Below are 20,582 nucleotides of genomic sequence, written 5' to 3'. Positions count from 1 at the left end.
GGAGGTACACGATGTCCCTGACCCTGGCCGCACGGGTGACCCGCACCCACGTCGAAGGCGGCAACGCGGTCCTCCTCGACCGCGGCAACGGCCGCTACTTCCAACTCAACCCGACCGGCGCCACCCTCCTCACGCTCCTGCTGGAGCACGACCGGGCCACCGCGGTCGACCTCCTGACCCGGCGCCACCCGCGGGCCGCGGCCCGGATCGCGGACGACGTGGACGCCTTCGTCGCCCTCCTCGTCGCCCGCCGACTGGTGACAGCATGAGCATGCCGACCGGCCTGGAGCGCCCGGAACACCGCCCGCCACCGGCCCACCGGGCAGCCGCCCGGTGCGCCGTGCTCGTCGCCGCCGTACTCGTACGGCTCTCACCCCACCGGATCGACGCGGTGCTGCGGCTGCTGCGCCGGGGCAGCCGGGCCGCCACCCGGAACCGGGCGCGCGCCGCCCGCGACGCGGTCGTCCAGGTCAGCGTGCGCTGCGCGGGACAGGGCTGTCTGCAACGTTCCGTGGCGACCGTGCTGCTGTGCCGCCTCACCGGAGCCTGGCCCACCTGGTGCACGGGCGTGCGCACCGAGCCGTTCCGTGCCCATGCCTGGGTCGAAGCCGAGGGCGCGCCGGTGGGGGAGCGGGACGACATCCGGCTCTTCCACGTGGTGATGACCGTCCCGCACCGTGACCCGGCCTGACCGCCCCGCCGCCCGGGCCTGCGCCGGCGACTGCCCGGCAGCCCCCACCCACTTGGACGCTCCCATGACCGACCTCCGCACGCCGATCGACCTCCGCCCGCCGCGCTTCGGCCTGCTGTTCAGCAGCGGCCGGAGCACCGGACAGTCCGATGCGACGGTGTACACCCGCACCCTCGCCCTCGCCGAGGAGGCCCAGGCACTGGGCCTGGACGACCTGTGGGTCACCGAGCACCACTTCTCCCGGACGACCCCCGCACCCTCCGCCCTCGCCCTGGCGGCCTTCCTCCTGGGGCGCTGCCCCCGCATCCGGGTCGGTACCGCGGTCACCCTGCTTCCGCTGCACCCACCGGTCCATGTCGCCGAGCAGGCCGCGCTGCTCGACCAGCTCTCGGGAGGCCGCTTCACCCTCGGCGTCGGGCGCGGGGCACCCACCACCGCCTACGAGGTCTTCGCCCGTGACCGCGAGCGCCCCGACCTCGGGGACTGTCTCGATCGCATCCGCTGCGCCTGGCGGTCCGGGAGCCGCCCGGGGGGAGCCGCCCACCCCGCTGACCGGGTCACCCCGGAGCCCCTGACCTCCGGCGGACCCCCGCTGTACGTGGCGGCAGGGTCACCGGAAACGATCACCGTCGCCGGTGCGCGTGGCCTGCCGATCATGATGCTCTTCGACAAGACGCCCGAGGCCAAGGCCGAGATGGTCGCCCTGCACGCCCGGGCGGCGGCTGCGGCGGGCCGGGTCGCCCACGGTCACGACCACGCCTTCTCGCTGCTCGTCCACGTCACGGACTCGCCCCGCCGGGCCCAGGAGCTGATGTTCGACCGCGCCCGCCGCCTGGTACGGGCCCACACCCCGTCGATGACCGACGGGGGTCCAGAGCGGAACGAGGAGGCGGTGCGGCGCACGGCCGAGCGGCTCCTCGCCCACCAGGCCGTGGGGGACGTGGACACCTGTGCGCGCCGGTTGCTGAGACACATCCGGACCAGTGGCTGCGGCCGGGTCCTGTGTCAGGTCGAGGCCGCGGACGGCGACGCGATGACCGTGCGCCGCCTACGACGGCTCGCCACCGAAGTGCTTCCCCGGGTGCGCCGTGCGCTCGCCCGGAACACGGAGGACGTGGCGCCGGCGGACGCGGGGGCGGACGACGCAGGGCGCAGGCGCTCGGCTAGGGGCGTCAGCTAGGAGAGGTCACCCTCCGCCGTCGCCTGCTCGCGCTGCTTCTCCTTGAGCCGGGCCGTCTCCTTGCGGACCTCGGCCTGGGTGGAGCGCTCCTTCTGGAGCCATTCGGGCTGTTCCTGCTTCAGGGCGTCGATCTGCTCCGTGGTGAGCGCCTCGCTGACGCCGCCGCGCGCCAGCCCGGAGATGGACACGCCCAGCTTCGCCGCGACCACCGGCCGCGGGTGGGGCCCGTCGCGCCGCAGGTCCCGCAGCCACTGCGGCGGATCGGCCTGGAGGGCGTTGAACTCGGCACGGGAAACGGCGCCCGCGCGGAACTCGGCGGGCGTGGCCTCAAGGTAGATACCGAGCTTCTTCGCCGCGGTCGCGGGCTTCATGGCCTGGGGAGTCTGGTGCGACGTCATGGTGTCCAGGGTAACCAGCGGGCGGGGCGCCCCTGACCACGGCCGTTATCCTGGCCCGGTGACAGACTCGCAGGCCCCCTCCTCCTTCCGGCTCGCCTACGTGCCGGGAGTGATCCCCGCCAAGTGGGTGCGGGTCTGGACCGAACGGCTCCCCGACGTGGCGTTGACCCTGGTCCCGGTGTCCGCCGCCGATGCGCCGGCGCTGCTGCGGGACGGCGGTGCCGACGCCGGGCTCGTGCGGCTGCCCGTCGAGGGGGAGGACCTCAGCGCGATCCCGCTCTACACCGAGACCACGGTGGTCGTGGTCCCCAAGGACCACGTGGTGACCGCGGTCGACGAGGTGTCCTGCGACGACCTGGCCGAAGAGCTCGTGCTGCACCCCCAGGACGACACGCTCGACTGGGAGCGGCTGCCGGGCCGCGCCGCGGAGGAACGTCCGGCCACCACCGCGGACGCCGTGGAACTGGTGGCGGCCGGTGTCGGCCTCCTGATCGTCCCGCAGTCGCTCGCCCGGCTCCACCACCGCAAGGACCTCACCTTCCGCCCGGTCCCGGACGCCCCCGAGTCGCGCGTGGCGTTGTCGTGGCCGAAGGAGGCCACGACCGACCTGGTGGAGGAGTTCATCGGGATCGTCCGCGGGCGCACCGTCAACAGTTGGCGGGGGCGCGGCGCCGCGCGGACCCCGCAGGAGCCGTCCACCGGGGGAACTCCCCGCCGCGGTGCCGCGGCGGGGAAGCCCTCCGGCCGGGGAACCCGCACGGGCTCCGGCGGCAAGGGCGCTTCCGGCGGCAAGGGCGGCCAGGGGGCCAGGGGCAGCCGGGGCAGCCAGGGGACCAAGGGCAGCCGGGGCGGCGGCAAGGGCGGGCGGCCCCGTCGCCGGGGCTGACCTCCAGGGCCCCGCCCGGGCCTGCCCGGTAGGCGCACGCGCCTACCGGGAACGGGAGACCGCTGATAGGTGTAGCGCATGGCGAACACCACAGATGCCCCGTCGGGCCGTGCCTTCGACGCCGTCCTGTGCGACCTCGACGGCGTGATCCGCTTCTTCGACCACTCCGTCGTGACCCGAGGGGAACGGGAGGCGGGACTCCCCGAGGGCACGACGGCGACCATCGGGTTCGCCCCGGAGCACGACGGGCCGCTGCTGCTCGGCCGGATCACCCGGACGCAGTGGGCCGAGTCCATCGCCGGTGCGTTGTCCTCGCGGGTGTCCCGTCCCCGGGCCGAGGCCCTGGCCACCGCCTTCACCGAGGCCGACTTCTGGGCGGACGAGCAGGTGGTGGGAGTGCTGCGGCTGCTCCGGGGCCGGTGTCCCCTGGTCCTGGTCACCAATGCCACCGTCTGGCTCGACGGCGATCTGGCGGCCATGGGGTTGACGGACCTCGCGACGTCCGTGGTGAACAGCAGCCTGGTGGGCATGGTGAAACCGGACCCGGGCATCTACCGTCTCGCAGCCGGTCGGGTGGGCGCTCGGCTGGACCGTTGCCTGTTCGTGGACGACCGGGCCGAGAACGTCGACGCCGCGATCGCCTTGGGCGCGACGGGGGTGCTCTACCGGGAGGTGGCCGACCTGGAGCGGGCGCTGGCCCCGTTGCTGCGCGAGGCCCCGTCCCACCCGTAGGCGAGTGCCTCCTGGCCGACCGCGCGCGAGCCCGTCCCGTCAGTGGCTCCCGGTGGCTTTGAAGTTCTTGGGCACCAGCCACAGGACGAGTACGGTCACCACGGCGACGATCCCCGCCGAGACGTACGCGGTGGTGGTGAGTGCCTGGTCGAAGGCGCTCCGCGCCGTTTCCAGCAGTCGGCTTCCCGCCGGACCGCCGAGTGCGGCGGCGGCCTCCGCGGCGCCGCCGATCGACTCGCGCGCCGCCTCGGGCACGCCCCTGGGCATCAGGTCGGCGTAGAGCGCGCCGTGGATCGACCCCAACAGCGCGACCCCGAGACCGACCCCCAGTTCGTAGGAGGTCTCCGAGACCGCGCCCGCCTGCCCGGCCCGCTCCGGGGGCACCGCGGAGACGAGCACGGAGGCGGAGGTGGTGATCGCCAGACCGTCGCCGAGGCCCAACGTCACCAGGAACACGGCGATGTAGACGTACGAAGTCGGCTCCGGGGAGAGGGCCAGCAGCAGGAACCCCGCGAGCATGCCGAGCAACCCGGCCCCCATGACCGCACGCACCCCCACCGCGTGCATCAGCCGGGGCGCGGCCAGCGACCCGACCAGGGTGGCCAGGGCCACCGGCAGGGTCCGCAGGCCCGCCTCGAAGGGCGAGTAACCGTGGACGTACTGGAGCCACAGGGACACCAGGAACAGCGCGGCACCCGCGGCCAGCATGGCCATGAGGGTGGCCAGAGCGGCGGCGGTGAACGGATGGCTACGGAACAACCGGACGTCCAACAAGGGGTCCGGCAGCCGTAGTTGGCGGAGCACGAAGACGGTGAGCACCAGTGCTCCGAGAACCAGGATCACCACACCGGTGGCGGCCGGGCCGTTCTTGGCGACGTGCTTGATGCCCCAGGCCAGCCCCACGATGCCGACCACGGAGAGGGCCGCACTGGCCCAGTCCAGTGCGTGCGTGCCGGCTGCCTTGTACTCGGGCAGCAGCCAGATCCCGGCGGCCACGGTGACCACGACGACGGGGACGTTCACCCAGAAGGCGGCGGACCAGCCGTACTCCTCCACCAGGAGGCCGCCCACCAGCGGGCCGATCGCGGCGCCCGCGCCCGCCACGGCGGCCCAGAAGCCGATCGCCAGGGCCCGCTCGTGGGGGTCGGTGAAGATGTTGCGGATCAGGGACAGCGTGGAGGGCATCACCATCGCCCCGCCCACACCGAGCAGCACCCGGCCCGCGATGAGCTGGGTGGGGCTGTCGGAGGTGGCCGCCAGCACCGAGGCCACGCCGAACAGCACGAAACCCGCGAGGAACAGCCGCTTGCGTCCGAACCGGTCACCGATGGCGCCGGTGGTGACGAGCAGACCGCCGAGCACCAGGCCGTAGACGTCGATGATCCACAGTTGTTGGAGGGCGGAGGGGCGCATGTCGTCGATCAGGGACGGCAAGGCCACGTTGAGGATGGTGGCGTCCATCGCCACCAGCAGGAGGCTGGAGCACAGCACCGCGAGCATCGCCCACCGGCTCGACCGGGAACGCCCCGGCCCGCCGGGATCGGCAGGGCCAGCGGGGTCGGCGGGGTCGGCGGGGTCGGCGGGGTTCGAGGGGTGAGCCACGGCACGTGCCATCCCTTCACGGCCCGGAAGCGTCCGGGTGCGGACGTACCCGGACGCGACGGCGGACGTTCGAGACGGAACGCTCCGCTTCCTCCTGATATAGGCCGATCGGGATCACCGCGCAACGCGAGCCGCGTGGGTACGGGGCCGCTCAACCTCCGTCGCGGAGGTGCGGTCGCCACATGGCCACCGTGGTGAGCGGGCCGACGCCCAGGTGCCGCAGGGTGGTGAAACCGAAGCGGTGGTACAGCGACTCGTTCGCCGGATCGGCGGTGGTGAGGAAGACGCCGTCCGGCGCGGGGAGCGTGGTGAGGACGTGGTCGAGGAGGCGTCGGGCCGCCCCCCGCCCGCGGTGGTCGGGCACCACCCCGATGAACTCCAGGGTCCACGCCCCGGCGGGCGTCTCCTCCTCGGTGACCTGGAGGTACCTGAGCGTGCGGCCGAGCGCTGCCGGTCCGCAGCGCAGCGCGGTGCGCACCACCCAGGCGGTCCGCGCCCCGAGGGAGGGCGCGGTGTGCGAGGCGGTCAGGACCGCCGCGGCCACCGGGCGCCCCCGCTTGTCGACGAGGGCGAGCCGGCGGGCGCCGGGCAGCGTGGCGTGCGTGGCGAGCGTCGAGGCGAACCAGCGCTCCCGCACCGGTGCGGAGGTGCCGCAGATCCAGTGCGTCGCGGGTTCCCCGGCGAACGCTGCGGCCAGGACGGCGACGCAGTCGCCCACGGTGGCGGAACCGTCGAGTTCCCGGCGCGCGCCCTCCTGCTCCTGGGAGGTGTCGCCCTCAGTCATCACGTCTCCGCAGCGGAGCCTCGGGCACCAGGTGGCACACCAGCAGCTTGAGGAAGAACAGCGGAGCGAACCACAGCAGCGCGGCGGGCACCGTGAGCCAGAAGACGTTGACGAGCACCGCCGCCATCCACGCTCCCATCGCCACCGGGCGCTTGAGGTGCACGGGGGCGAACTCGACGGCAGCGGCACCGGCGAGGAGCAGCGCGGCGTTGCCCAGCATCCAGCCCGCGTCGCCCTCCAGGACCACCGTGCCCAGCACGGCCAGGTGCAGCAGATGGGCTCCGACGAACAGGAGCCGGGCCCGCCGGACGCCCGGTGCCTGGCGGTGGTACCAGCGCTTGGCGGCGTTGGTCGCGTTGGTGAGGACGCCTCCGACGAGGTCCAGTCCGGCGAGCGCCACGACGACGAGTTGGACGGTGGACCAGGACTCGCGCAGGCCGGAGGCGGCGGGGGACCAGAGGCCGGCCGCGAGCAGCACCGCGCAGAGCGCGCCCCCGCCGAGCTCCACGGCCGATTCCGAGCGGGACTTCCCCGGTCCCATGAACCGCTCCAGCCACCCCGCCGCGCCCTCGGGCGTGGGCGGGACGTGCCAGTCGGTGTCGAGGTCAGTGCGCACGTCCGCCCGCCTCCCGTCCCCACAGCCCCCGCAACAGGGTCCATACCTGTTCGCGGTCGGGTTCCCGGCCGGCCGCCAGGCCGGTGAGGGTCCACTCGTCGGCGGCCGAGAAGGCGGCGATCGTCATGGTGACCAGCAGGTCCTGGTCGACGTCCGTGCGGATCACACCGAGCCGTTGCCCGTCGGTGATCAGTGCGCCGAACCAGTCCCGCCAGGCCGTTCCCCCGTTCTGGGCGACCGCGGCCGGTGCGAGCGCCAGATCGTCCGGGTGCTCGATGAGGTGGCGGGAGAGCGTGTCCGCGTCCCCCTCCAATCGCGTCCAGAACGCCGGGGTGTCCGCGGCGGGCGTCCAGGCGCCGAGGGCCCCGAGCAGACGCGCAAGCACGTCGTCGAGCACGGCCGTGAGCAGGTCCTCGCGCCCGTCGAAGTAGTGGTAGGCGGCGGTCTTCGAGATGCCCGCCGCTTCGATGATCCGGTTGTACGAGGCGTTCTGCGGCCCGTGCTCCGCGAAGTGCTGGCGTGCGACGGCGAGGATCGCCGCCCTCTGTTCCGGGGGTAGGCGGTGGAACCGGGGAAGGGGTGGAGTCATGAGATCAACAGTACACACCATAGGGGTGTACTGCTAGTACACCCCTATGGTCTTTGTGGGTGAACCGACAGCCGGACCCTCGTCGTGACCCCCTCGGCCCGGACCGCGCCCGTGCACCCTGCAACGGCACGTTAAGGACGTCGACGCCTGGGTAGCACCCCACAACCCGGCGGGGACACGACCGGCGTCCCGCACCGAGGGGCACGGGGACAGGGGGACGACAGTGGCCATGGACACGCCTGAAAAACACGGGGACACCGGGGACACCGGGGATGGCGGGGGCGGCGGGGAGCGGCCGGGGGCCGTCGGGCCCGACCGGGCCGACGGTGCGAACGGGACACGCGATCTGGCGACCAGAACGGCGGCGGCGGAACGACTGGGACAGCAGGGCGAGACCGCCCGCGCGGTGCACGAGTTCGGTGCCGTCCTCGCGGAGCGGTTACGGACCGCAGACCCCCTCCACAAGGACCCGGTGAAGATCCGTCTGCGGCTGGCCCACTGGCTGGTGGCGAACCAGGAACACGACAGGGCCAGGACGCTCCTGGAGGAACTGCTCTCGCTCCAGATCCGGGCGAAGGGCGAGACCAGCGGTGAAGCACTCGCCACCCGCGGCAGGATCGCCGACCTCCTCGTCCACACCGGTGACTCCACCCGGGCCGTGACCGAGCTGCGCGCGATGCTCACCGCGAACCTCGACGCGGTGGGCCCGGACCATCCGGGGACCCTCGCCACCCGACGCAGACTGGCGCACGCCCTGCACGACATCAGTGCGCTCGCCGAGGCGGCGGCACAACTGGACGAACTGAGCCGGGCGTACGGCCGCGCCGGCAACCGCGAGAAGGCGGCCGCCCTGCGCGCCCGCTCGGAGCGTGTCGCGGCCGAGGCGTCCGGCGGCGTCACACCGCCGGCACCGGGGGACGGCGCCGCCGCTCCCGAGGACCTGGTGGCCGCGCTCGACGCGCTCGCCCCCGACGACCCGGAAGCGGAGCACCTGTTACGACGGTCCGCCGACGCCACCGGGGCCTCACCCCGCATCGTCCGCGCCCTGGACGACCTGGTCGCCCGCTGGAACGCAGTGCTCCCGGTCCACACCCCGCTGCTCGTCACCGCGCGGCTCGCACTCGCCGAGGCCAAGGGCCAGTGGGGGCAGCGGTCCGCCGCCGCCGAGGAACTCGCCCACCTCGCCGACGCGCTGCGGCAGCACTCCGAGGTCGCACCGTCGAGGCTCGCGGCGGTCCGTCGCCGACTCGCCCACTGGCAGGAGGCGGCCGGAGACCACCGCGGTGCGTCCGCGACCGTCGAAGCCGCCCTCGAAGCCCAACTCCGGACGTCCGAACCGGCGCACCGCAAGGTGTTGTCCCTCCGGGCCCGACTGGCCACGGTCCGGACCGCGAGCGGCGACCACGCCGGCGCCGTCGCCGAGTACCGCATCCTCATCGCCGCCGCCACGGCCGCCCACGGCCCGACCTCCCGCATCGCCCTCGACTTCCGGGCACGGTTGGCGACCGCGCTCACGGCGGTGGGGGACCCCGAGGGCGCACTCACCGTGCTGCGGGAGGTCCTGGAACACCGGACCGCGCTGCGCGGACCGGACAGCAGCGAGGTCGCCGCGGCCCGCCGCAACCTGGCCGTCGCCCTCGTCGCGGCCGGACGGCGCCCCGAGGCGGTGACCCTGCTGGCCGACACCGCCACCGAGTACGAACAGCGACTCGGCCCCGCACATCCGCACTCCCTCGCGGCCCGGCAACAGCTGGCCGTCGTCCGGCACGACGGGGGGGACCTGCCGGGCGCCCTGGCCGACCTCACCCTCGTCGTGGCGCGCAGACGGCAGGCACAGGGCGACGCGCACGCCCAGACCCGGACCGCCGAACGGCTGCTGACCGAGTGGACGGCGACGGCCGAGTTCGCGGCCCGGGCGAAGCCGCAGGGGAGGCGCCGTGGGCGACCTCAGGAACCCCGGTGACGCCGGACCGCGGGGCCGCCCTGGTGGCCGGGCCGGGCGAACCGTCGCGGCTACGGGGCCGGAAGGGCCGTCCAGGAGGGTTCCCTGCGTGCCGGGAGCGGCGCCAGACAGCGGGCGGGGCGGTCGGGTTCGGTCAGACGGGAGCGGATCATCGTGATACCTCCGACGGGGGGCGAGGGTGGGCGAACCGGGCGCGGCGAACCGCTCCGGGATGCCGCCCCCCATAGACGGCACCCCGGGGCACGCCGACTCCACCGCGGCGGGTGCTGGGGGGCACCCCGTGCGACGGCGGACCCGGCTCGGTCGTCCCGCGCGCGGCGACGCTGCCGCCGCGACGCCGGAGCTGTGCGCACGGCACCCCTTTGGCGCCCACCCGGGTCGGCGGCCAGCGCAGGCTGTGGTCGGTGCCGCCCGATCTCCGGGGTGTGAACAAGTGCGCATCTCCACGCGGTTGCTGCGGAACAGAACGCCGCCCGGAAGCCAACGCGCCCGGTTTCCCGGACGATTCGCTTCCACTGCCGGGGATATTGCTATGCGTCGACGCTAGGTGTCAACGATAGTTTTCAGAAAGGAAACGATCGTTGAGGGGCTTGGGGTGCCGCGGTACCGTGTCGTGTGCGCACGACACCCCTATCGATCCCGATCCCTGGGAGTACCTCGGTGGAACCAGTTCCGTCGCTCTCCGCGACGCTTGAGCGCCTGGAAGCGTTCATCGAAGCGCGGGGGTTGAAGAGGCCGGAACTCCTCGACGTCGCGGAACTGGCGGCCAGGACGGCATTGGCCGAGTCCGAGGTCCGGGTCCTCCTCGCCGGCGGCAGTCCGCCGGCGGACACGGTCAACGACCGGGTCCGCACCCGGATCAGGACCCTGGCCGAGATCAATCTGCGGCGCACCGGGAGGAAGATGTCGGAACTCGTCGCGGAGATCTCCAGGCGCCTCGGCGTCTCCGAGTACTGGGCACGCCAGGTGTGCGACGGCAGGAAGGTGCCCAGCGTCGAATTCCTGCACGGACTGGTGGAGTTCTTCGGGGTCGACGGGGGAGAGGCGTTCTTCACCGCTCAGGGCGACGAGGCGCTGAACCGGGTCCTGCAACCCCTCCTGCGCACCCTGGAGGATCCCGCGGCGGACCCCGTCCAGGCACTGATGGACCGGTACGGAGTGAAGTCCACGGACCTGCGGACGTACGGGTTCATGACCCGCGAGCAGCTGGAGCGGCTCTTGGAAGGGGTCCTCAGGTCGGTGCTGCCCGAAGAACCGGAAGGAATCGACCGGGGCGGCACGGTCCGATGAGCACCAGGGCGATGAAGGCCCTACTCGTCGCGTTGGGCAAGGAAGCCGCGAAGACGGTACGGCGGCCGGCCGACCCGGAAACGGTGATGCACGAGTTCTGCCGCGCCATGAGCGTCCGCCGGGGCAAGCCGGTGCAACTCCTCTTCCGCGCCTTCCCCTCCGACATCCCGGTGTCCGGCATGCGCCTGGACTGTGGCGAACGCTCCCTCGTCGTCGTCGACGAGGGCACCGTGCCCGAAGCGCAACTGGTCATCCTCGGGCACGAACTGTGGCACGAGGAACAGGGCGACCACGGCCACGGTCACGGCCTGCCCGCCGCGGGCCGTACGCTCGGCACCGGACACGACGTGCCACGAGCCGTCCAGCGGGCCGCCGAAGCGGTGCTCGCCGCCGAGGAAGTGCCTCGCGAGGCGCTGCACGTGGTGGCGGCCCGCTCCGCCTCGACCGACGAACACGAGGTCGACGCCGAGACGTTCGGCCTGCTCTTCGGTCGCGAAGTCCGCACCTGGATGACGGGCCGCCACGCGGAGGGCCCCGTCACCACGACGACGGTCGAAGGCCGGATCAACCGCTCGCTCATCAACCGCCGGGGACGCCTCCTGTGACGGTCCCCGCCTTCCACATCCCCTACCTCCTGCCCACCGCCCTGCTGTTCATCGCGGTGGCCCTGAAGTTCCCCACCTTCGTGCGCGCCTGGCGGGACCCCGACATCCGCGCCACCACCCTGCTCCTCGCCCTGGCCTCCGTCGTCTACGTCATCATCACCCCGGTCAACATCCACCGGCTCAACGAGTTCACCGGCGTCCCGAACATCGCCTCGCCCAGCGCCTACTCGTTCCTGACGGCGTCCTGCGCCACCAGCCTCACCATGATCACGCGATGGCGGGAGGAAGAGAGCGAGAGCCGGCGGCGCAGAATGCGCCGCATCCATCTCATCTACGCCGGAATCACGGTCGCCCTCTGGGTGACCTTCTTCCTCGCCCACGCCCCCGCGGTACGCATCTACGACCTGGACACCTACTACGCCAGCACCCCGTGGATGCGCGAACACATCCTCCTCTACCTCGCCGCCCACACGGCTTCGTGCTTCGTCGCCTCCTCCATGCTGTGGAAGTGGTCCCCCGCAGTCACCAACCGCTGGCTGAAATCGGGCGTCGTCCTCCTCCAACTCGGCTTCGCCTCCGGCCTGGTCTACGACGCGATCAAGTTCTGTGCCATCGTCGCGCGCTGGTGCGGCACGGACTGGGACCATCTGAGCACCCGGGTCGCGCCGCCCTTCGCGCTGCTCCAGGGAGTCCTGACGGCCATCGGATTCATCGTCCCCCAGATCGGCCCCTTCCTGCTCCGACGGGCCCGCGACCGGCGCGACTACCGATGCCTGCTCCCCCTGTGGCGGGCGCTGCGGACCGCCACTCCCTCCGCGGCGACCGCCCGCCTCGGCCGCTGGGCACCCCTGGACCTCCTCCTGCTCCAGCGGGAACAGCAGATCCACGACGCGCTGCGGCTGCTCGCCCCCCACATCGACCGCGACCTCCACCGCCTCGCCCACCAACTGGCCCGCTCCGAACACGACGAGGACCGGGCGATCGGTCTGGCCGGCGCGGTGGCCGTCACCGTCGCCGTCGAACGCCACCGTGCGGGCCAGCGCTGCCCCACGGACCCGGTGCAGGTCAACGCGGACATCAGCAACCACATCCACGACATCTCCCGAGCCATGCACCACCCCCGAACCATCGACACCCTCCGCCGACGGGTGTCCCGCAGAGAAGGCGTGAACACCCATGCGTGACAGAGCAACGGCCCGCCGCCCCACGGCCCTCGTGATCGGGGCCAGCGCGACGGGCCTGTTCGCGGCCACCGCACTGGCCGAGTTCGCCGACGTGACCGTCGTGGAACGCGATGTGCTCCCGGACGGCCCCGAGCCCCGGCGCGGAGTCCCCCAGGCGCGCCACGCGCACGTGGTGTGGAGCGGCGGCGTGAAGGCGTTCAACCGCCTGCTGCCCGGCCTCGTCGACGACATCGTCGCCCACGGCGGCCGACTCCCGCGCATCATGGGCGACATGGTCTCCCGCGCCCCGAACGAGATATGGTTCCGGCGCTTCACGGCCACCCCCCACCGCAATCTGGTGTGCTCCCGGGACCTCCTCGACTGGGCCCTGCGGACCCGGGTCCTCGCCGACCCCAGGGTGACGCTCCACCAGCACACCACCGCCCTCGGCCTGACCGGTGACCGCACCCGCGTCACGGGCCTGCGCGTGCGCAGCGCGGACCAGGAACAGGTGCTGACCGCCGACCTCGTCGTCGACGGCTCCGGCCGCGGCTCCCACGCCCCCCGGTGGCTGGCGGCCCTGGGACTGCCCGCGGTCACCGAGCGCCGGGTCAACGCCGGAGTCACCTACGCCACCCGGCTCTACCGAGCCCCCGGCACCACCGCGGGCATCGCCTTCCCCCTCGTCAACGTGCAGGCCAATCCCGCCAAGGCACCCGGCCGGGGCGGCATCATCCTGCCCATCGAGGGCGGTCGCTGGATCGTCACCCTCGCCGGCACCCGGGGCGGTGAACCCACCGGCGACCCCGCCGCCTTCGTGGACTTCGCGCTCGGCCTCGACGACCCGGTCATCGGCGAACTGCTCAGGGAAGCGACCCCGCTGGGCGACGTGGACACCACCAGGGCCACCGCCAACCGCCGCCGCTACTTCGAGAAGATGAACCGTTGGCCCGACGGCTTCACCGTGCTGGGTGACGCCATCGCCGGATTCAACCCCGTCTACGGCCACGGCCTCACCGTCGCCGCGCAGAGCGCCCTCGCCGTGCGCGACACGCTCGCCACCACGCCGCTCACCGCCCCCGGCACCGCCCGCCGACTCCAGCGCGCCGCGGTCCGCCCCGTCGCCGCCGCCTGGGACCTCGCCGTCGGACAGGACGCCTTCTACCCGGGAGCCGCCGACACGCCTCCCACCCCCCTCGAACGGTGCCTCGCCCGCTTCGTGGACCGGGCCGTCGCCACCGGGGCCCGCAGCCCGCGCGCCCTTGGCGCCCTGCTCGACGTGATGAGCCTGGAGCGACCGGCGACCCGCCTGTTCTCGCCCGACATGCTCATCCCCATGCTGCTCGGCCCCAAGACCCCGCACCTGCCCGGCCCCCCACTGGCGGACGCGGAACGCGACGCCGCCCTCCCCTAACACCGGACCCGAGGCGGATATCGGCTGGCGGGCGCGGCCCGCTCCACGGTAGGAAGGCGCATGCTGAGAATCGGATCCACGGTGTTGGGCGTCTCGAACGTGCCGCGTGCCGCAGCCTTCTGGACGCAGGCCCTCGGGTACGTCCCCCGGGAAGAGACGGCGGACGACTGGGTGGTGCTGGTCCCCGCGGACGGGAACGGCACCCAGTTGTCCCTGGGCCGCAGCCGGACCCCGGTGCAGACCCACCCCCGGGTACACCTGGACCTGTACGCGCAGGACGCGGCCGACCAAGCGGCGGAGGTCGACCGGTTGCTGTCCCTCGGCGCCCACCGGGTGGACTGGGACTCGTACCCGCCCGACCCCGACTTCGTGGTGCTCGCTGACCCGGACGGCAACCGCTTCTGCGTCATCGACACCAGCCGCGGTTGACCGGTGGCCGCCACAACGGCCCGGACCCCGTGGCCACTTCAACCGATCGGCCGCAGAGGAGGAACACGTAGAGTGTGCTGCACACCTGCCGTCCCCGCCCGGGGACGAGCGACGGGGCGGCGCGCCTGGACACCAGGACGCAGAGCGGGAACGGGGGAACGGTGTACGAGGATGCCCAACACGGTTCGATGGAGCCGCTGACATGAGCCTGCTAGCCATCAGCGACCTCCACGTGCGCTACACCGAGAACCGGGACATCGTCGAGGGACTACGGCCGGAGTCGGACGACGACTGGCTCGTGGTCGCCGGAGACGTCGCGGAGACCTTCGAGGACGTCGTCTGGGCGCTGCGCATCCTGAGCGAACGTTTCGCGAAGGTCATCTGGACGCCCGGCAACCACGAGCTCTGGACCCCGCCCAACGATCCCGTCCAACTCCGGGGCGAGGAACGCTACCGCCACCTCGTCGACACCCTGCGCGGACTCGGCGTGGTCACACCGGAGGACCCGTACGAGGTGTGGCAGGGCGCCACCGGCCCGGTCGCGATCGCACCGCTGTTCGTGCTCTACGACTACTCCTTCAGGCCTCCCGGCACCTTCACCAAGGCGGGAGCGCTCGAAGTGGCGCACGAGGCCGGTGTGGTCGCCACCGACGAGTACCTGCTGCACTCCGACCCCTACCCCAGCCGTGAGGCGTGGTGCCGCGCCCGGCTGGACTACACCCGCGACCGGCTGGACCGGATCGACCCCGAACTGCCCACCGTGCTCGTCAACCACTTCCCCCTGGTGCGCGAGCCCACCCGCGTGCTGCGCTACCCCGAGTTCGCGCTGTGGTGCGGCACCGAGGCCACGGCCGACTGGCACACGAAGTACCGCGCGGCAGCCGTGGTCTACGGGCACCTGCACATCCCGCGCACCATCCACTGCGACGGTGTGCCGCACCGCGAGGTGTCGCTCGGATATCCCCGCGAGTGGCGCAGCCGGCCGACCGCGCCCGCCGGACTGTGCCGCATCCTCGCCGGGCCCGCACCGCACACCGACCGCGTCGCACCCGCCTGACACGAGCCGGCAGCCGACGCGGAACCGTGCCCCGCGCACTACCGTGAGCCCCATGGAGTCCGAGGTCAGCACGTTCCCTCCGCACCCGGTCCGGGGTGTCCGGGCCGTCTACGCGCGCCAGAGCAGTTGCCCCTCCGATTTCGCCGAGGTCACCGTGGACTTCGAGCCCTGGGAGGACGGCGTCGTGTTCGAGGTGGCCGCCGACCTGACCACCCACGGAGACCTCGGCCCGGACGAGCTGACCGCCTACCGGACCGCGCTCGCCGCGGGCGTCCGCGAGGAACTGGCGGAGCTGGGCGGCACCACCTGCGCGTTGGCGGTGGTGCTGCGCGGCATCCGGATCCACGAGGTGGATTCCCGCCCGGGGTCCTTCCGGGCGGTCGGCCGCATCGCCGTGCGCAACGCCCTGGCCCGGGTCTACGGACCACCCCCGCGGCCGAAACGCCGCCGGACCTGACCCGCCGGACGCCGGCGCCCCGGATCGGCCGCGGAGGTGGCGATGAGTTTTGCCGGCCCGGACGGTCTCACCCCCGTCAACACCCGCACCGGAGGAAGGCGAGCAAGAACGTGCCACAGCTACTCAGAGTGCAGAACTTCAACGTGTCGAGCGACGGCATCGGCGCCGGTGAGGACCAGAGCCTCGAACGTCCCTTCGGCCATGTCGATCCCGGGCGGCTGTTCGCCTGGGCCGGCGCCACGGCGAGCTGGCCCATGCGCACCGACCCCGGGGGCAGTCGGGGCCTCGACGACTACTTCACCCGCGACTTCGCCCGCAACATCGGCGCCGAGATCATGGGCCGCAACAAGTTCGGCCCCCAGCGCGGCCCCTGGCAGGACCACACGTGGCAGGGCTGGTGGGGTGACGAGCCCCCGTTCCACACCCCGGTGTACGTCATGACCCACCACGAGCGCCCTTCGTTCACCCTCTCCGACACCACGTTCCACTTCGTCGGCGGCGACCCCGCCACGGTCCTCGACCAGGCCCGGGAAGCGGCGCAGGGCAAGGACGTCCGACTCGGCGGCGGGGCGACCACCATCCGGCAGTTCCTCGACGCCGACCTCGTCGACACCCTGCACGTGGTCGTCTCACCGGTGGAGCTCGGCTCGGGAGTACGCCTGTGGGAGTCCCCCGACGAACTGCTCGACCGGTTCCACCTGGAGGTCGTGCCCAGCCCGAGCGGGGTGACGCACCACCTGTTCTGGCGCAGATGACCACCGCTCGGGGCGGCCTGTGCGTCACCGCAGGTGGAACCGGTCCGCCCAGGACATGACGTCCGTGGTGGTCGCGTTGCCGCCGCAGAGCACCAGCCCCAGCCTCGCCCCGTCACCGACGCGGTCCAGCACCTGCCGGGCCGCCGGAAGGAGGCATCCCGCGGCCGGCTCCGTCCAGACCTTGGCATGGTTCGCGAGATCGAGGGTGCCCTGCACGGCCTCGGCGTCCGACACCACGACCACGTCGGTGACGAGGGCGGACACATGGTCGTAGGTGAGCTGGGAAACGGCGGGCGCGCTCAGCGTGGAGACGATCGAGGACAACTCGACGGGTACGGGGCCGCCCGCGGCCAGCGCCGCGGACATGGACCGGGCGCCCTCCGTCTCCACGCCCCAGATCCGCACCTGGGGCCGTCGGGCACGCAGCGCCACGGCGACACCGGAGACCAGCGCGCCACCCCCGACGCTGACGAGGACGTCGGTCACCTCACCGGCGTCCTCCGCGAGTTCCAGACCGACCGTGCCCTGGCCGGCCACCACCACGGGATCGTCGAACGGATGGACCAGGGTGAGCCCCTCGCCCTGCAAGCGGGTCATGAGCGCGAACGCGGCGTCCATGGTGTCGGCCAGCTTCACCGTGGCCCCCGCGGCTTCGGCGATCTCCACCGCGCGTGCGGGTGCCGACCGCGGCATGACCACGGTCGCCTTCACGTCCAGCACCTCGGCCATGACCGCAACGGCGATCCCGTGGTTGCCGCCGCTCACCGCGACCACCCCGGCGGCGCGGTCCGCCGCGCTCAACGCCAGCAGCTTCGCCGCCGCCCCGCGCGCCTTGAAGGAGCCGGTGCGCTGCAACAGCTCCAGCTTGGCGGTGACCGGAACCCCGAGCAGCGCGGACAGGCCCGGGGCGGCAACGGTCGGGGTGCGCAGGACCTGCCCTGCGATGCGGCGGGACGCCTCTTCGATGTCCGAGATGTCGATCACGGCTGTGCCCTTCTGTGCGGGTCCCCGGCGGGCGACGGAAGGGGACGAGCCCGCCGGCGGGCTCGCGCGAGTCTCCCGCGGAGACCTAGGGACCGTAGCACCGCTCAGCGGCGGGCGAGGGCGCCCCCCGACGCGCTGAGCAGCGCAGACGCTCCGTTCAGGGTTTGAACCACGCGGTGCAGCCGGTGTCCGCGCCGGCCGCGCCCGCGCAGACCCGATAGCTGAGCACCGGTGCGCTGGCGCTCGTGCTCTGCTCCCCGCACCCGGCGGTGACCCCGTTGGCGTCGGCGATCGTCGCCGTCACCAGGTTCCCGGAACTGCTCGTGAACGTGTAGTGGGTCCGTACGCCCCAGTTGTCGCTGAAGGTGTCACAGGCGTACACCCGTAGACCGTCGCTGCCCGCGCCTCCGTACCCGCGGGTCTGACCGTTGACCTGCACGGTCTGCTCGCCGGCCGAGGCCGGTGCCGCCGTGAGCAGCGCGGTGCTCGTCGCGGTGACGGCCGTCAGTAGCGCTCGGGTCGTTCGTCCCATGGCTGAATCCCCCTGATCGTGCGATGCGTCACCAGGAGCTTGGCACCGGCCGCCCCGTCCGAACCTCCGGCGCCGGGCAGGTCACCCGGATCCCTGATCCGCGGGACGGTTGTTCACCTCCCCACCGGGGTGGACATCCCACGCGATCACTGGACCGTCATCACTGCCCGGGAAGCGGGGACCCGCCCGGCCGGCTCAGGTGCGGCTGCGGGGCACCACTGCATCCGGGTCGGCCCGGTGCTCGGGCACCGGCTCCGGCGGATCGGACTCGCGCAGACCGATCCGACCGTGCAACCGCCGCAGCGGCCCCGGTGCCCACCAGTTGGCGCTGCCCGCCAGACGCATGAACGCGGGTACCAACAACCCGCGCACCACCGTGGCGTCCATGAGCACGGCGAGCGCCAGCCCCAGGCCGATGGCCTTGAGATAGGTGATGCCCGAGGTCATGAAGCCGGCGAAGACGATGGCGACGAGCAGCGCCGCGGCCGACACCAGACTGCCGGTGCGGCCCAGCCCCCGGGCCACCGACCCGACGGGGTCACCCGTTCGCTCGTACTCCTCCTTGATGCGGGAGAGCAGGAACACCTCGTAGTCCATCGACAGTCCGAAGGCGATGCAGAACAGCAGCATCGGCACGCTCCACGTGATCGCGCCGGTCACCGTGAAGCTGCCGATGACGCCGTCCAGATGACCTTCCTGGAAGCCCCACACCAGAACGCCGAAGGTGGCACTCAGACTGAGCAGGTTCAGCACCAGCGCCTTGAGGGGCAGCAGCACGCTCCCCGTCAGCAGGAACAGCAGGACCAGCGTGCTGCCGCCGATGACGGCCAGGGCCCAGGGCATCTTCGACGTCAAGGACCGCAACGAGTCCTCCAGGACCGCGCCGGGACCGGTGACCTGAACGGGGAACGGCGCGTGCGCGGTGCGGATCTCCTGCACCAGCGCACGGCCCGCGTCGTCCGTCTCGGGTTCCTTCGGGACCACCTTCAGATAGGCGGACCGCTCCGCGGCGAAGGCGGCCGATGCGGCACCCGGGGGAGTGCGGCGCTCGCCGTGCGCATAGCCGCCCGTGTAGGTGTCGACCCGCGCCACGCCGGCCAGCCGGGACAGCCGCTGCGCGTAGGCGTCGACCTCGCCCACGGCCGCCGCGGGATCGCCCACCGCACGCAGCACCACCAACGCGGCGTGGTTCTCCTGGGAGGCGTACTCGTTGCGCATGACCTCGCCGACCTGGAAGGAACTGGCGCTCGACGGCAGGATGCGCTCGTCGGCCAGATTCAGCTTGAGGTGGAGGAAAGGCGCCCCGAGCAGCAGGAGCAGGGCGACGGCGGCCAGACCGACGGGCAGCGGGAAGCGCATCACCGCCGTGGCCGTGCGGTGCCAGAAGTTCTCCTCCCGCCGGGGCCCGGACCGGCCGGGCACCCGGAGGCTGTCGATGCGCGGACCGAGGACCTTCAACAGCGCCGGCAGCACGGTCACCGAGGCCAGCGCGGCGATCAGTGCCACGGGAATGCCGGCATAGGCGAAGGAGCGCAGGAAGTAGAACGGGAAGACCAGCAGGCCGCCGAGCGCCAATGCGACCGTCACCGCGGAGAACGCCACGGTACGGCCCGCCGTACGCACGCTGGTGATCAGGGCCGTGTCGGTGTCGGCGCCGCGCGCCAGCTCCTCGCGGTACCGGCTGATGATGAACAGGCTGTAGTCGACGGCGAGTCCCAGCCCCAGCCCGGTGGTGATGTTCATCGCGAAGACCGACACATCGGTGAACAGGGTGAGTACGCGCAGCACGAAGAAGGCGCACGCTATCGTCAGGGTGCCGATCACCAGCGGCATCGCGGCCGCGACCACTCCACGGAAGACGAAGATCAGGACGACCAGGAGCACCGGCATCGCGATGGCCTCGGCTTTGAGCAGGTCCGCCATCGTCCGGTCGGTGATCTCGACGCCCGCCTTCGCGGCGCCGCCCTGCCGGATCTGCACCCCTTCCACGGTGCCCTCGTACGCCCCGCCGCGCTCGGACATCCACCTCTGGACGTGGTCGTCGTTCCCCCTGACCCAGGCCAGGATCAGGGCACTTCGGGAGTCCGCGGCCCGCAGTGCTGCCGGCCGGCCCGCCGACCAGTACGAGTACGCCTGGCGGACGTCGGGTTCCGCGGCCAGACGTTCCGTCACCCGTGCGGCGGCGGTGGCGACCGTCGCGTCGTCCACACCCCGTTCGTCCTCGACGAGCAGCACCAGATTGGGTTGACCCACGTCGAAGCGGTCGGCCAGGAACGCTGTCGCCCGGGCCGACTCGGTCCCCGGGTCCTCGTAGCCGCCGGCCGAGAGTCTCGGGAACGCGGTGGCGCCCACGGCGGCGGCGACCACGAACAGCAGCAGGGCGACGCGGAGGAAGCGCCTGCGCTGCCGTAGTACGGCCCGGGCCAGTGACTGGAGCATGTCTGTCTCTCCTCGG

The 20,582-nt window shown here is 72.6% G+C and carries 22 protein-coding genes; 14 read left to right on the top strand and 8 right to left on the bottom strand.

Annotated features, from left to right (window positions below):
- Positions 1 to 11: 11 nt before the first annotated feature.
- The 3 genes from ACFV88_RS19550 to ACFV88_RS19540 all read left to right on the top strand — a co-directional run bounded on the left by ACFV88_RS19550 (position 12) and on the right by ACFV88_RS19540 (position 1,871).
- Positions 12 to 269: a PqqD family peptide modification chaperone gene (locus ACFV88_RS19550; RefSeq protein ID WP_385492819.1), complete on the top strand. Its 258-nt coding sequence runs from the start codon at positions 12 to 14 to the stop codon at positions 267 to 269.
- Entirely contained in the window at positions 266 to 691 is a 426-nt protein-coding gene (locus tag ACFV88_RS19545; RefSeq protein WP_385492817.1) for a lasso peptide biosynthesis B2 protein, read from the top strand. The genes ACFV88_RS19550 and ACFV88_RS19545 overlap by 4 nt, the downstream gene beginning before the upstream one ends.
- A 64-nt stretch (positions 692 to 755) precedes the next feature.
- Positions 756 to 1,871, top strand: a complete 1,116-nt coding sequence (locus ACFV88_RS19540; RefSeq protein ID WP_385492816.1) for an LLM class flavin-dependent oxidoreductase — start codon at positions 756 to 758, stop codon at positions 1,869 to 1,871.
- Here ACFV88_RS19540 and ACFV88_RS19535 read toward each other — a convergent pair.
- Positions 1,868 to 2,269 carry a DUF5997 family protein gene (locus tag ACFV88_RS19535; protein WP_385492813.1) on the bottom strand — a complete coding sequence of 134 codons (402 nt, stop codon included), beginning with the start codon at positions 2,267 to 2,269 and terminating at the stop codon, positions 1,868 to 1,870. The two genes, ACFV88_RS19540 and ACFV88_RS19535, sit on opposite strands and share 4 nt — an antisense overlap.
- A 58-nt stretch (positions 2,270 to 2,327) precedes the next feature.
- Between ACFV88_RS19535 and ACFV88_RS19530 the strand changes: the two genes are divergently transcribed.
- Together ACFV88_RS19530 and ACFV88_RS19525 are read left to right on the top strand one after the other, a co-directional pair.
- Positions 2,328 to 3,155, top strand: coding sequence for a LysR substrate-binding domain-containing protein (locus ACFV88_RS19530; protein ID WP_385492811.1), 828 nt, complete (start codon positions 2,328 to 2,330; stop codon positions 3,153 to 3,155).
- A 78-nt stretch (positions 3,156 to 3,233) separates the two neighbouring features.
- Positions 3,234 to 3,887, top strand: coding sequence for an HAD family hydrolase (locus ACFV88_RS19525; protein ID WP_385492810.1), 654 nt, complete (start codon positions 3,234 to 3,236; stop codon positions 3,885 to 3,887).
- A 39-nt stretch (positions 3,888 to 3,926) separates the two neighbouring features.
- Here ACFV88_RS19525 and ACFV88_RS19520 read toward each other — a convergent pair whose 3' ends face one another.
- From ACFV88_RS19520 to ACFV88_RS19505, 4 genes are all read right to left on the bottom strand, one after another.
- Positions 3,927 to 5,387, bottom strand: a complete 1,461-nt coding sequence (locus ACFV88_RS19520; RefSeq protein ID WP_385493019.1) for an MFS transporter — start codon at positions 5,385 to 5,387, stop codon at positions 3,927 to 3,929.
- Positions 5,388 to 5,640: 253 nt separating this feature from the next.
- A complete protein-coding gene (locus tag ACFV88_RS19515) occupies positions 5,641 to 6,273 on the bottom strand; it encodes a GNAT family N-acetyltransferase (protein WP_385492808.1) in 633 nt (210 codons plus the stop codon).
- Positions 6,266 to 6,889 carry a hypothetical protein gene (locus ACFV88_RS19510; protein ID WP_385492807.1) on the bottom strand — a complete coding sequence of 208 codons (624 nt, stop codon included), beginning with the start codon at positions 6,887 to 6,889 and terminating at the stop codon, positions 6,266 to 6,268. Before ACFV88_RS19510 ends, ACFV88_RS19515 begins: the two co-directional genes overlap by 8 nt.
- Positions 6,879 to 7,478: a TetR/AcrR family transcriptional regulator gene (locus ACFV88_RS19505; protein WP_385492805.1), complete on the bottom strand. Its 600-nt coding sequence runs from the start codon at positions 7,476 to 7,478 to the stop codon at positions 6,879 to 6,881. The genes ACFV88_RS19510 and ACFV88_RS19505 overlap by 11 nt, the downstream gene beginning before the upstream one ends.
- 229 nt (positions 7,479 to 7,707) lie before the next feature.
- Here ACFV88_RS19505 and ACFV88_RS19500 point away from each other — a divergent pair, with 229 nt between their 5' ends.
- The 9 genes from ACFV88_RS19500 to ACFV88_RS19460 all read left to right on the top strand — a co-directional run bounded on the left by ACFV88_RS19500 (position 7,708) and on the right by ACFV88_RS19460 (position 16,611).
- Complete coding sequence (locus ACFV88_RS19500) at positions 7,708 to 9,441, top strand: tetratricopeptide repeat protein (RefSeq protein ID WP_385492803.1); 1,734 nt, start codon at positions 7,708 to 7,710, stop codon at positions 9,439 to 9,441.
- 660 nt (positions 9,442 to 10,101) lie between these two features.
- Entirely contained in the window at positions 10,102 to 10,731 is a 630-nt protein-coding gene (locus ACFV88_RS19495) for a hypothetical protein (protein WP_385492801.1), read from the top strand.
- Positions 10,728 to 11,336: a toxin gene (locus tag ACFV88_RS19490; protein WP_385492800.1), complete on the top strand. Its 609-nt coding sequence runs from the start codon at positions 10,728 to 10,730 to the stop codon at positions 11,334 to 11,336. Before ACFV88_RS19495 ends, ACFV88_RS19490 begins: the two co-directional genes overlap by 4 nt.
- Positions 11,333 to 12,520 (top strand): MAB_1171c family putative transporter, encoded by a 1,188-nt coding sequence (locus tag ACFV88_RS19485; RefSeq protein ID WP_385492799.1) that lies wholly within the window; start codon positions 11,333 to 11,335, stop codon positions 12,518 to 12,520. The genes ACFV88_RS19490 and ACFV88_RS19485 overlap by 4 nt, the downstream gene beginning before the upstream one ends.
- Positions 12,513 to 13,913, top strand: coding sequence for an FAD-dependent oxidoreductase (locus ACFV88_RS19480; protein ID WP_385492797.1), 1,401 nt, complete (start codon positions 12,513 to 12,515; stop codon positions 13,911 to 13,913). The genes ACFV88_RS19485 and ACFV88_RS19480 overlap by 8 nt, the downstream gene beginning before the upstream one ends.
- Positions 13,914 to 13,973: 60 nt before the next feature.
- Positions 13,974 to 14,342 (top strand): VOC family protein, encoded by a 369-nt coding sequence (locus ACFV88_RS19475; RefSeq protein ID WP_385492794.1) that lies wholly within the window; start codon positions 13,974 to 13,976, stop codon positions 14,340 to 14,342.
- 202 nt (positions 14,343 to 14,544) lie between these two features.
- Positions 14,545 to 15,399, top strand: coding sequence for a metallophosphoesterase family protein (locus tag ACFV88_RS19470; protein WP_385492793.1), 855 nt, complete (start codon positions 14,545 to 14,547; stop codon positions 15,397 to 15,399).
- Between the two features lie 52 nt (positions 15,400 to 15,451).
- A complete protein-coding gene (locus tag ACFV88_RS19465) occupies positions 15,452 to 15,856 on the top strand; it encodes a hypothetical protein (protein WP_385492791.1) in 405 nt (134 codons plus the stop codon).
- A gap of 110 nt (positions 15,857 to 15,966) precedes the next feature.
- Positions 15,967 to 16,611, top strand: a complete 645-nt coding sequence (locus tag ACFV88_RS19460) for a dihydrofolate reductase family protein (RefSeq protein WP_385492790.1) — start codon at positions 15,967 to 15,969, stop codon at positions 16,609 to 16,611.
- Between the two features lie 24 nt (positions 16,612 to 16,635).
- Here the strand turns inward: ACFV88_RS19460 and ACFV88_RS19455 are convergent, their stop codons facing one another.
- From ACFV88_RS19455 to ACFV88_RS19445, 3 genes are all read right to left on the bottom strand, one after another.
- Positions 16,636 to 17,595 carry a threonine/serine dehydratase gene (locus ACFV88_RS19455; protein WP_385492787.1) on the bottom strand — a complete coding sequence of 320 codons (960 nt, stop codon included), beginning with the start codon at positions 17,593 to 17,595 and terminating at the stop codon, positions 16,636 to 16,638.
- Between the two features lie 157 nt (positions 17,596 to 17,752).
- Positions 17,753 to 18,127, bottom strand: coding sequence for a hypothetical protein (locus ACFV88_RS19450; RefSeq protein ID WP_385492786.1), 375 nt, complete (start codon positions 18,125 to 18,127; stop codon positions 17,753 to 17,755).
- A 195-nt stretch (positions 18,128 to 18,322) separates the two neighbouring features.
- Positions 18,323 to 20,566: an MMPL family transporter gene (locus ACFV88_RS19445; protein WP_385492785.1), complete on the bottom strand. Its 2,244-nt coding sequence runs from the start codon at positions 20,564 to 20,566 to the stop codon at positions 18,323 to 18,325.
- Positions 20,567 to 20,582 lie beyond the last annotated feature (16 nt).

This window comes from Streptomyces sp. NPDC059816 (assembly GCF_042732055.1).
In the GTDB taxonomy this organism is placed as follows: Bacteria; Actinomycetota; Actinomycetes; order Streptomycetales; family Streptomycetaceae; genus Streptomyces.
The sequence above is the reverse complement of the archived record's forward strand: the minus strand, read 5'-3'. Positions and strand labels throughout refer to the sequence as shown.

What these genes read in the sequence shown, in the direction of transcription:
- ACFV88_RS19470 (WP_385492793.1), top strand. Translation starts at nt 14,545, where the DNA reads ATGAGCCTGCTAGCCATCAGCGACCTCCACGTGCGCTACACCGAGAAC.
- ACFV88_RS19540 (WP_385492816.1), top strand. Translation starts at nt 756, where the DNA reads ATGACCGACCTCCGCACGCCGATCGACCTCCGCCCGCCGCGCTTCGGC.
- ACFV88_RS19465 (WP_385492791.1), top strand. Translation starts at nt 15,452, where the DNA reads ATGGAGTCCGAGGTCAGCACGTTCCCTCCGCACCCGGTCCGGGGTGTC.
- ACFV88_RS19505 (WP_385492805.1), bottom strand. Translation starts at nt 7,478, where the DNA reads ATGACTCCACCCCTTCCCCGGTTCCACCGCCTACCCCCGGAACAGAGG.
- ACFV88_RS19545 (WP_385492817.1), top strand. Translation starts at nt 266, where the DNA reads ATGAGCATGCCGACCGGCCTGGAGCGCCCGGAACACCGCCCGCCACCG.
- ACFV88_RS19475 (WP_385492794.1), top strand. Translation starts at nt 13,974, where the DNA reads ATGCTGAGAATCGGATCCACGGTGTTGGGCGTCTCGAACGTGCCGCGT.
- ACFV88_RS19500 (WP_385492803.1), top strand. Translation starts at nt 7,708, where the DNA reads ATGGACACGCCTGAAAAACACGGGGACACCGGGGACACCGGGGATGGC.
- ACFV88_RS19480 (WP_385492797.1), top strand. Translation starts at nt 12,513, where the DNA reads ATGCGTGACAGAGCAACGGCCCGCCGCCCCACGGCCCTCGTGATCGGG.
- ACFV88_RS19520 (WP_385493019.1), bottom strand. Translation starts at nt 5,387, where the DNA reads ATGCTCGCGGTGCTGTGCTCCAGCCTCCTGCTGGTGGCGATGGACGCC.
- ACFV88_RS19515 (WP_385492808.1), bottom strand. Translation starts at nt 6,273, where the DNA reads ATGACTGAGGGCGACACCTCCCAGGAGCAGGAGGGCGCGCGCCGGGAA.
- ACFV88_RS19535 (WP_385492813.1), bottom strand. Translation starts at nt 2,269, where the DNA reads ATGACGTCGCACCAGACTCCCCAGGCCATGAAGCCCGCGACCGCGGCG.
- ACFV88_RS19445 (WP_385492785.1), bottom strand. Translation starts at nt 20,566, where the DNA reads ATGCTCCAGTCACTGGCCCGGGCCGTACTACGGCAGCGCAGGCGCTTC.
- ACFV88_RS19525 (WP_385492810.1), top strand. Translation starts at nt 3,234, where the DNA reads ATGGCGAACACCACAGATGCCCCGTCGGGCCGTGCCTTCGACGCCGTC.
- ACFV88_RS19550 (WP_385492819.1), top strand. Translation starts at nt 12, where the DNA reads ATGTCCCTGACCCTGGCCGCACGGGTGACCCGCACCCACGTCGAAGGC.
- ACFV88_RS19450 (WP_385492786.1), bottom strand. Translation starts at nt 18,127, where the DNA reads ATGGGACGAACGACCCGAGCGCTACTGACGGCCGTCACCGCGACGAGC.
- ACFV88_RS19490 (WP_385492800.1), top strand. Translation starts at nt 10,728, where the DNA reads ATGAGCACCAGGGCGATGAAGGCCCTACTCGTCGCGTTGGGCAAGGAA.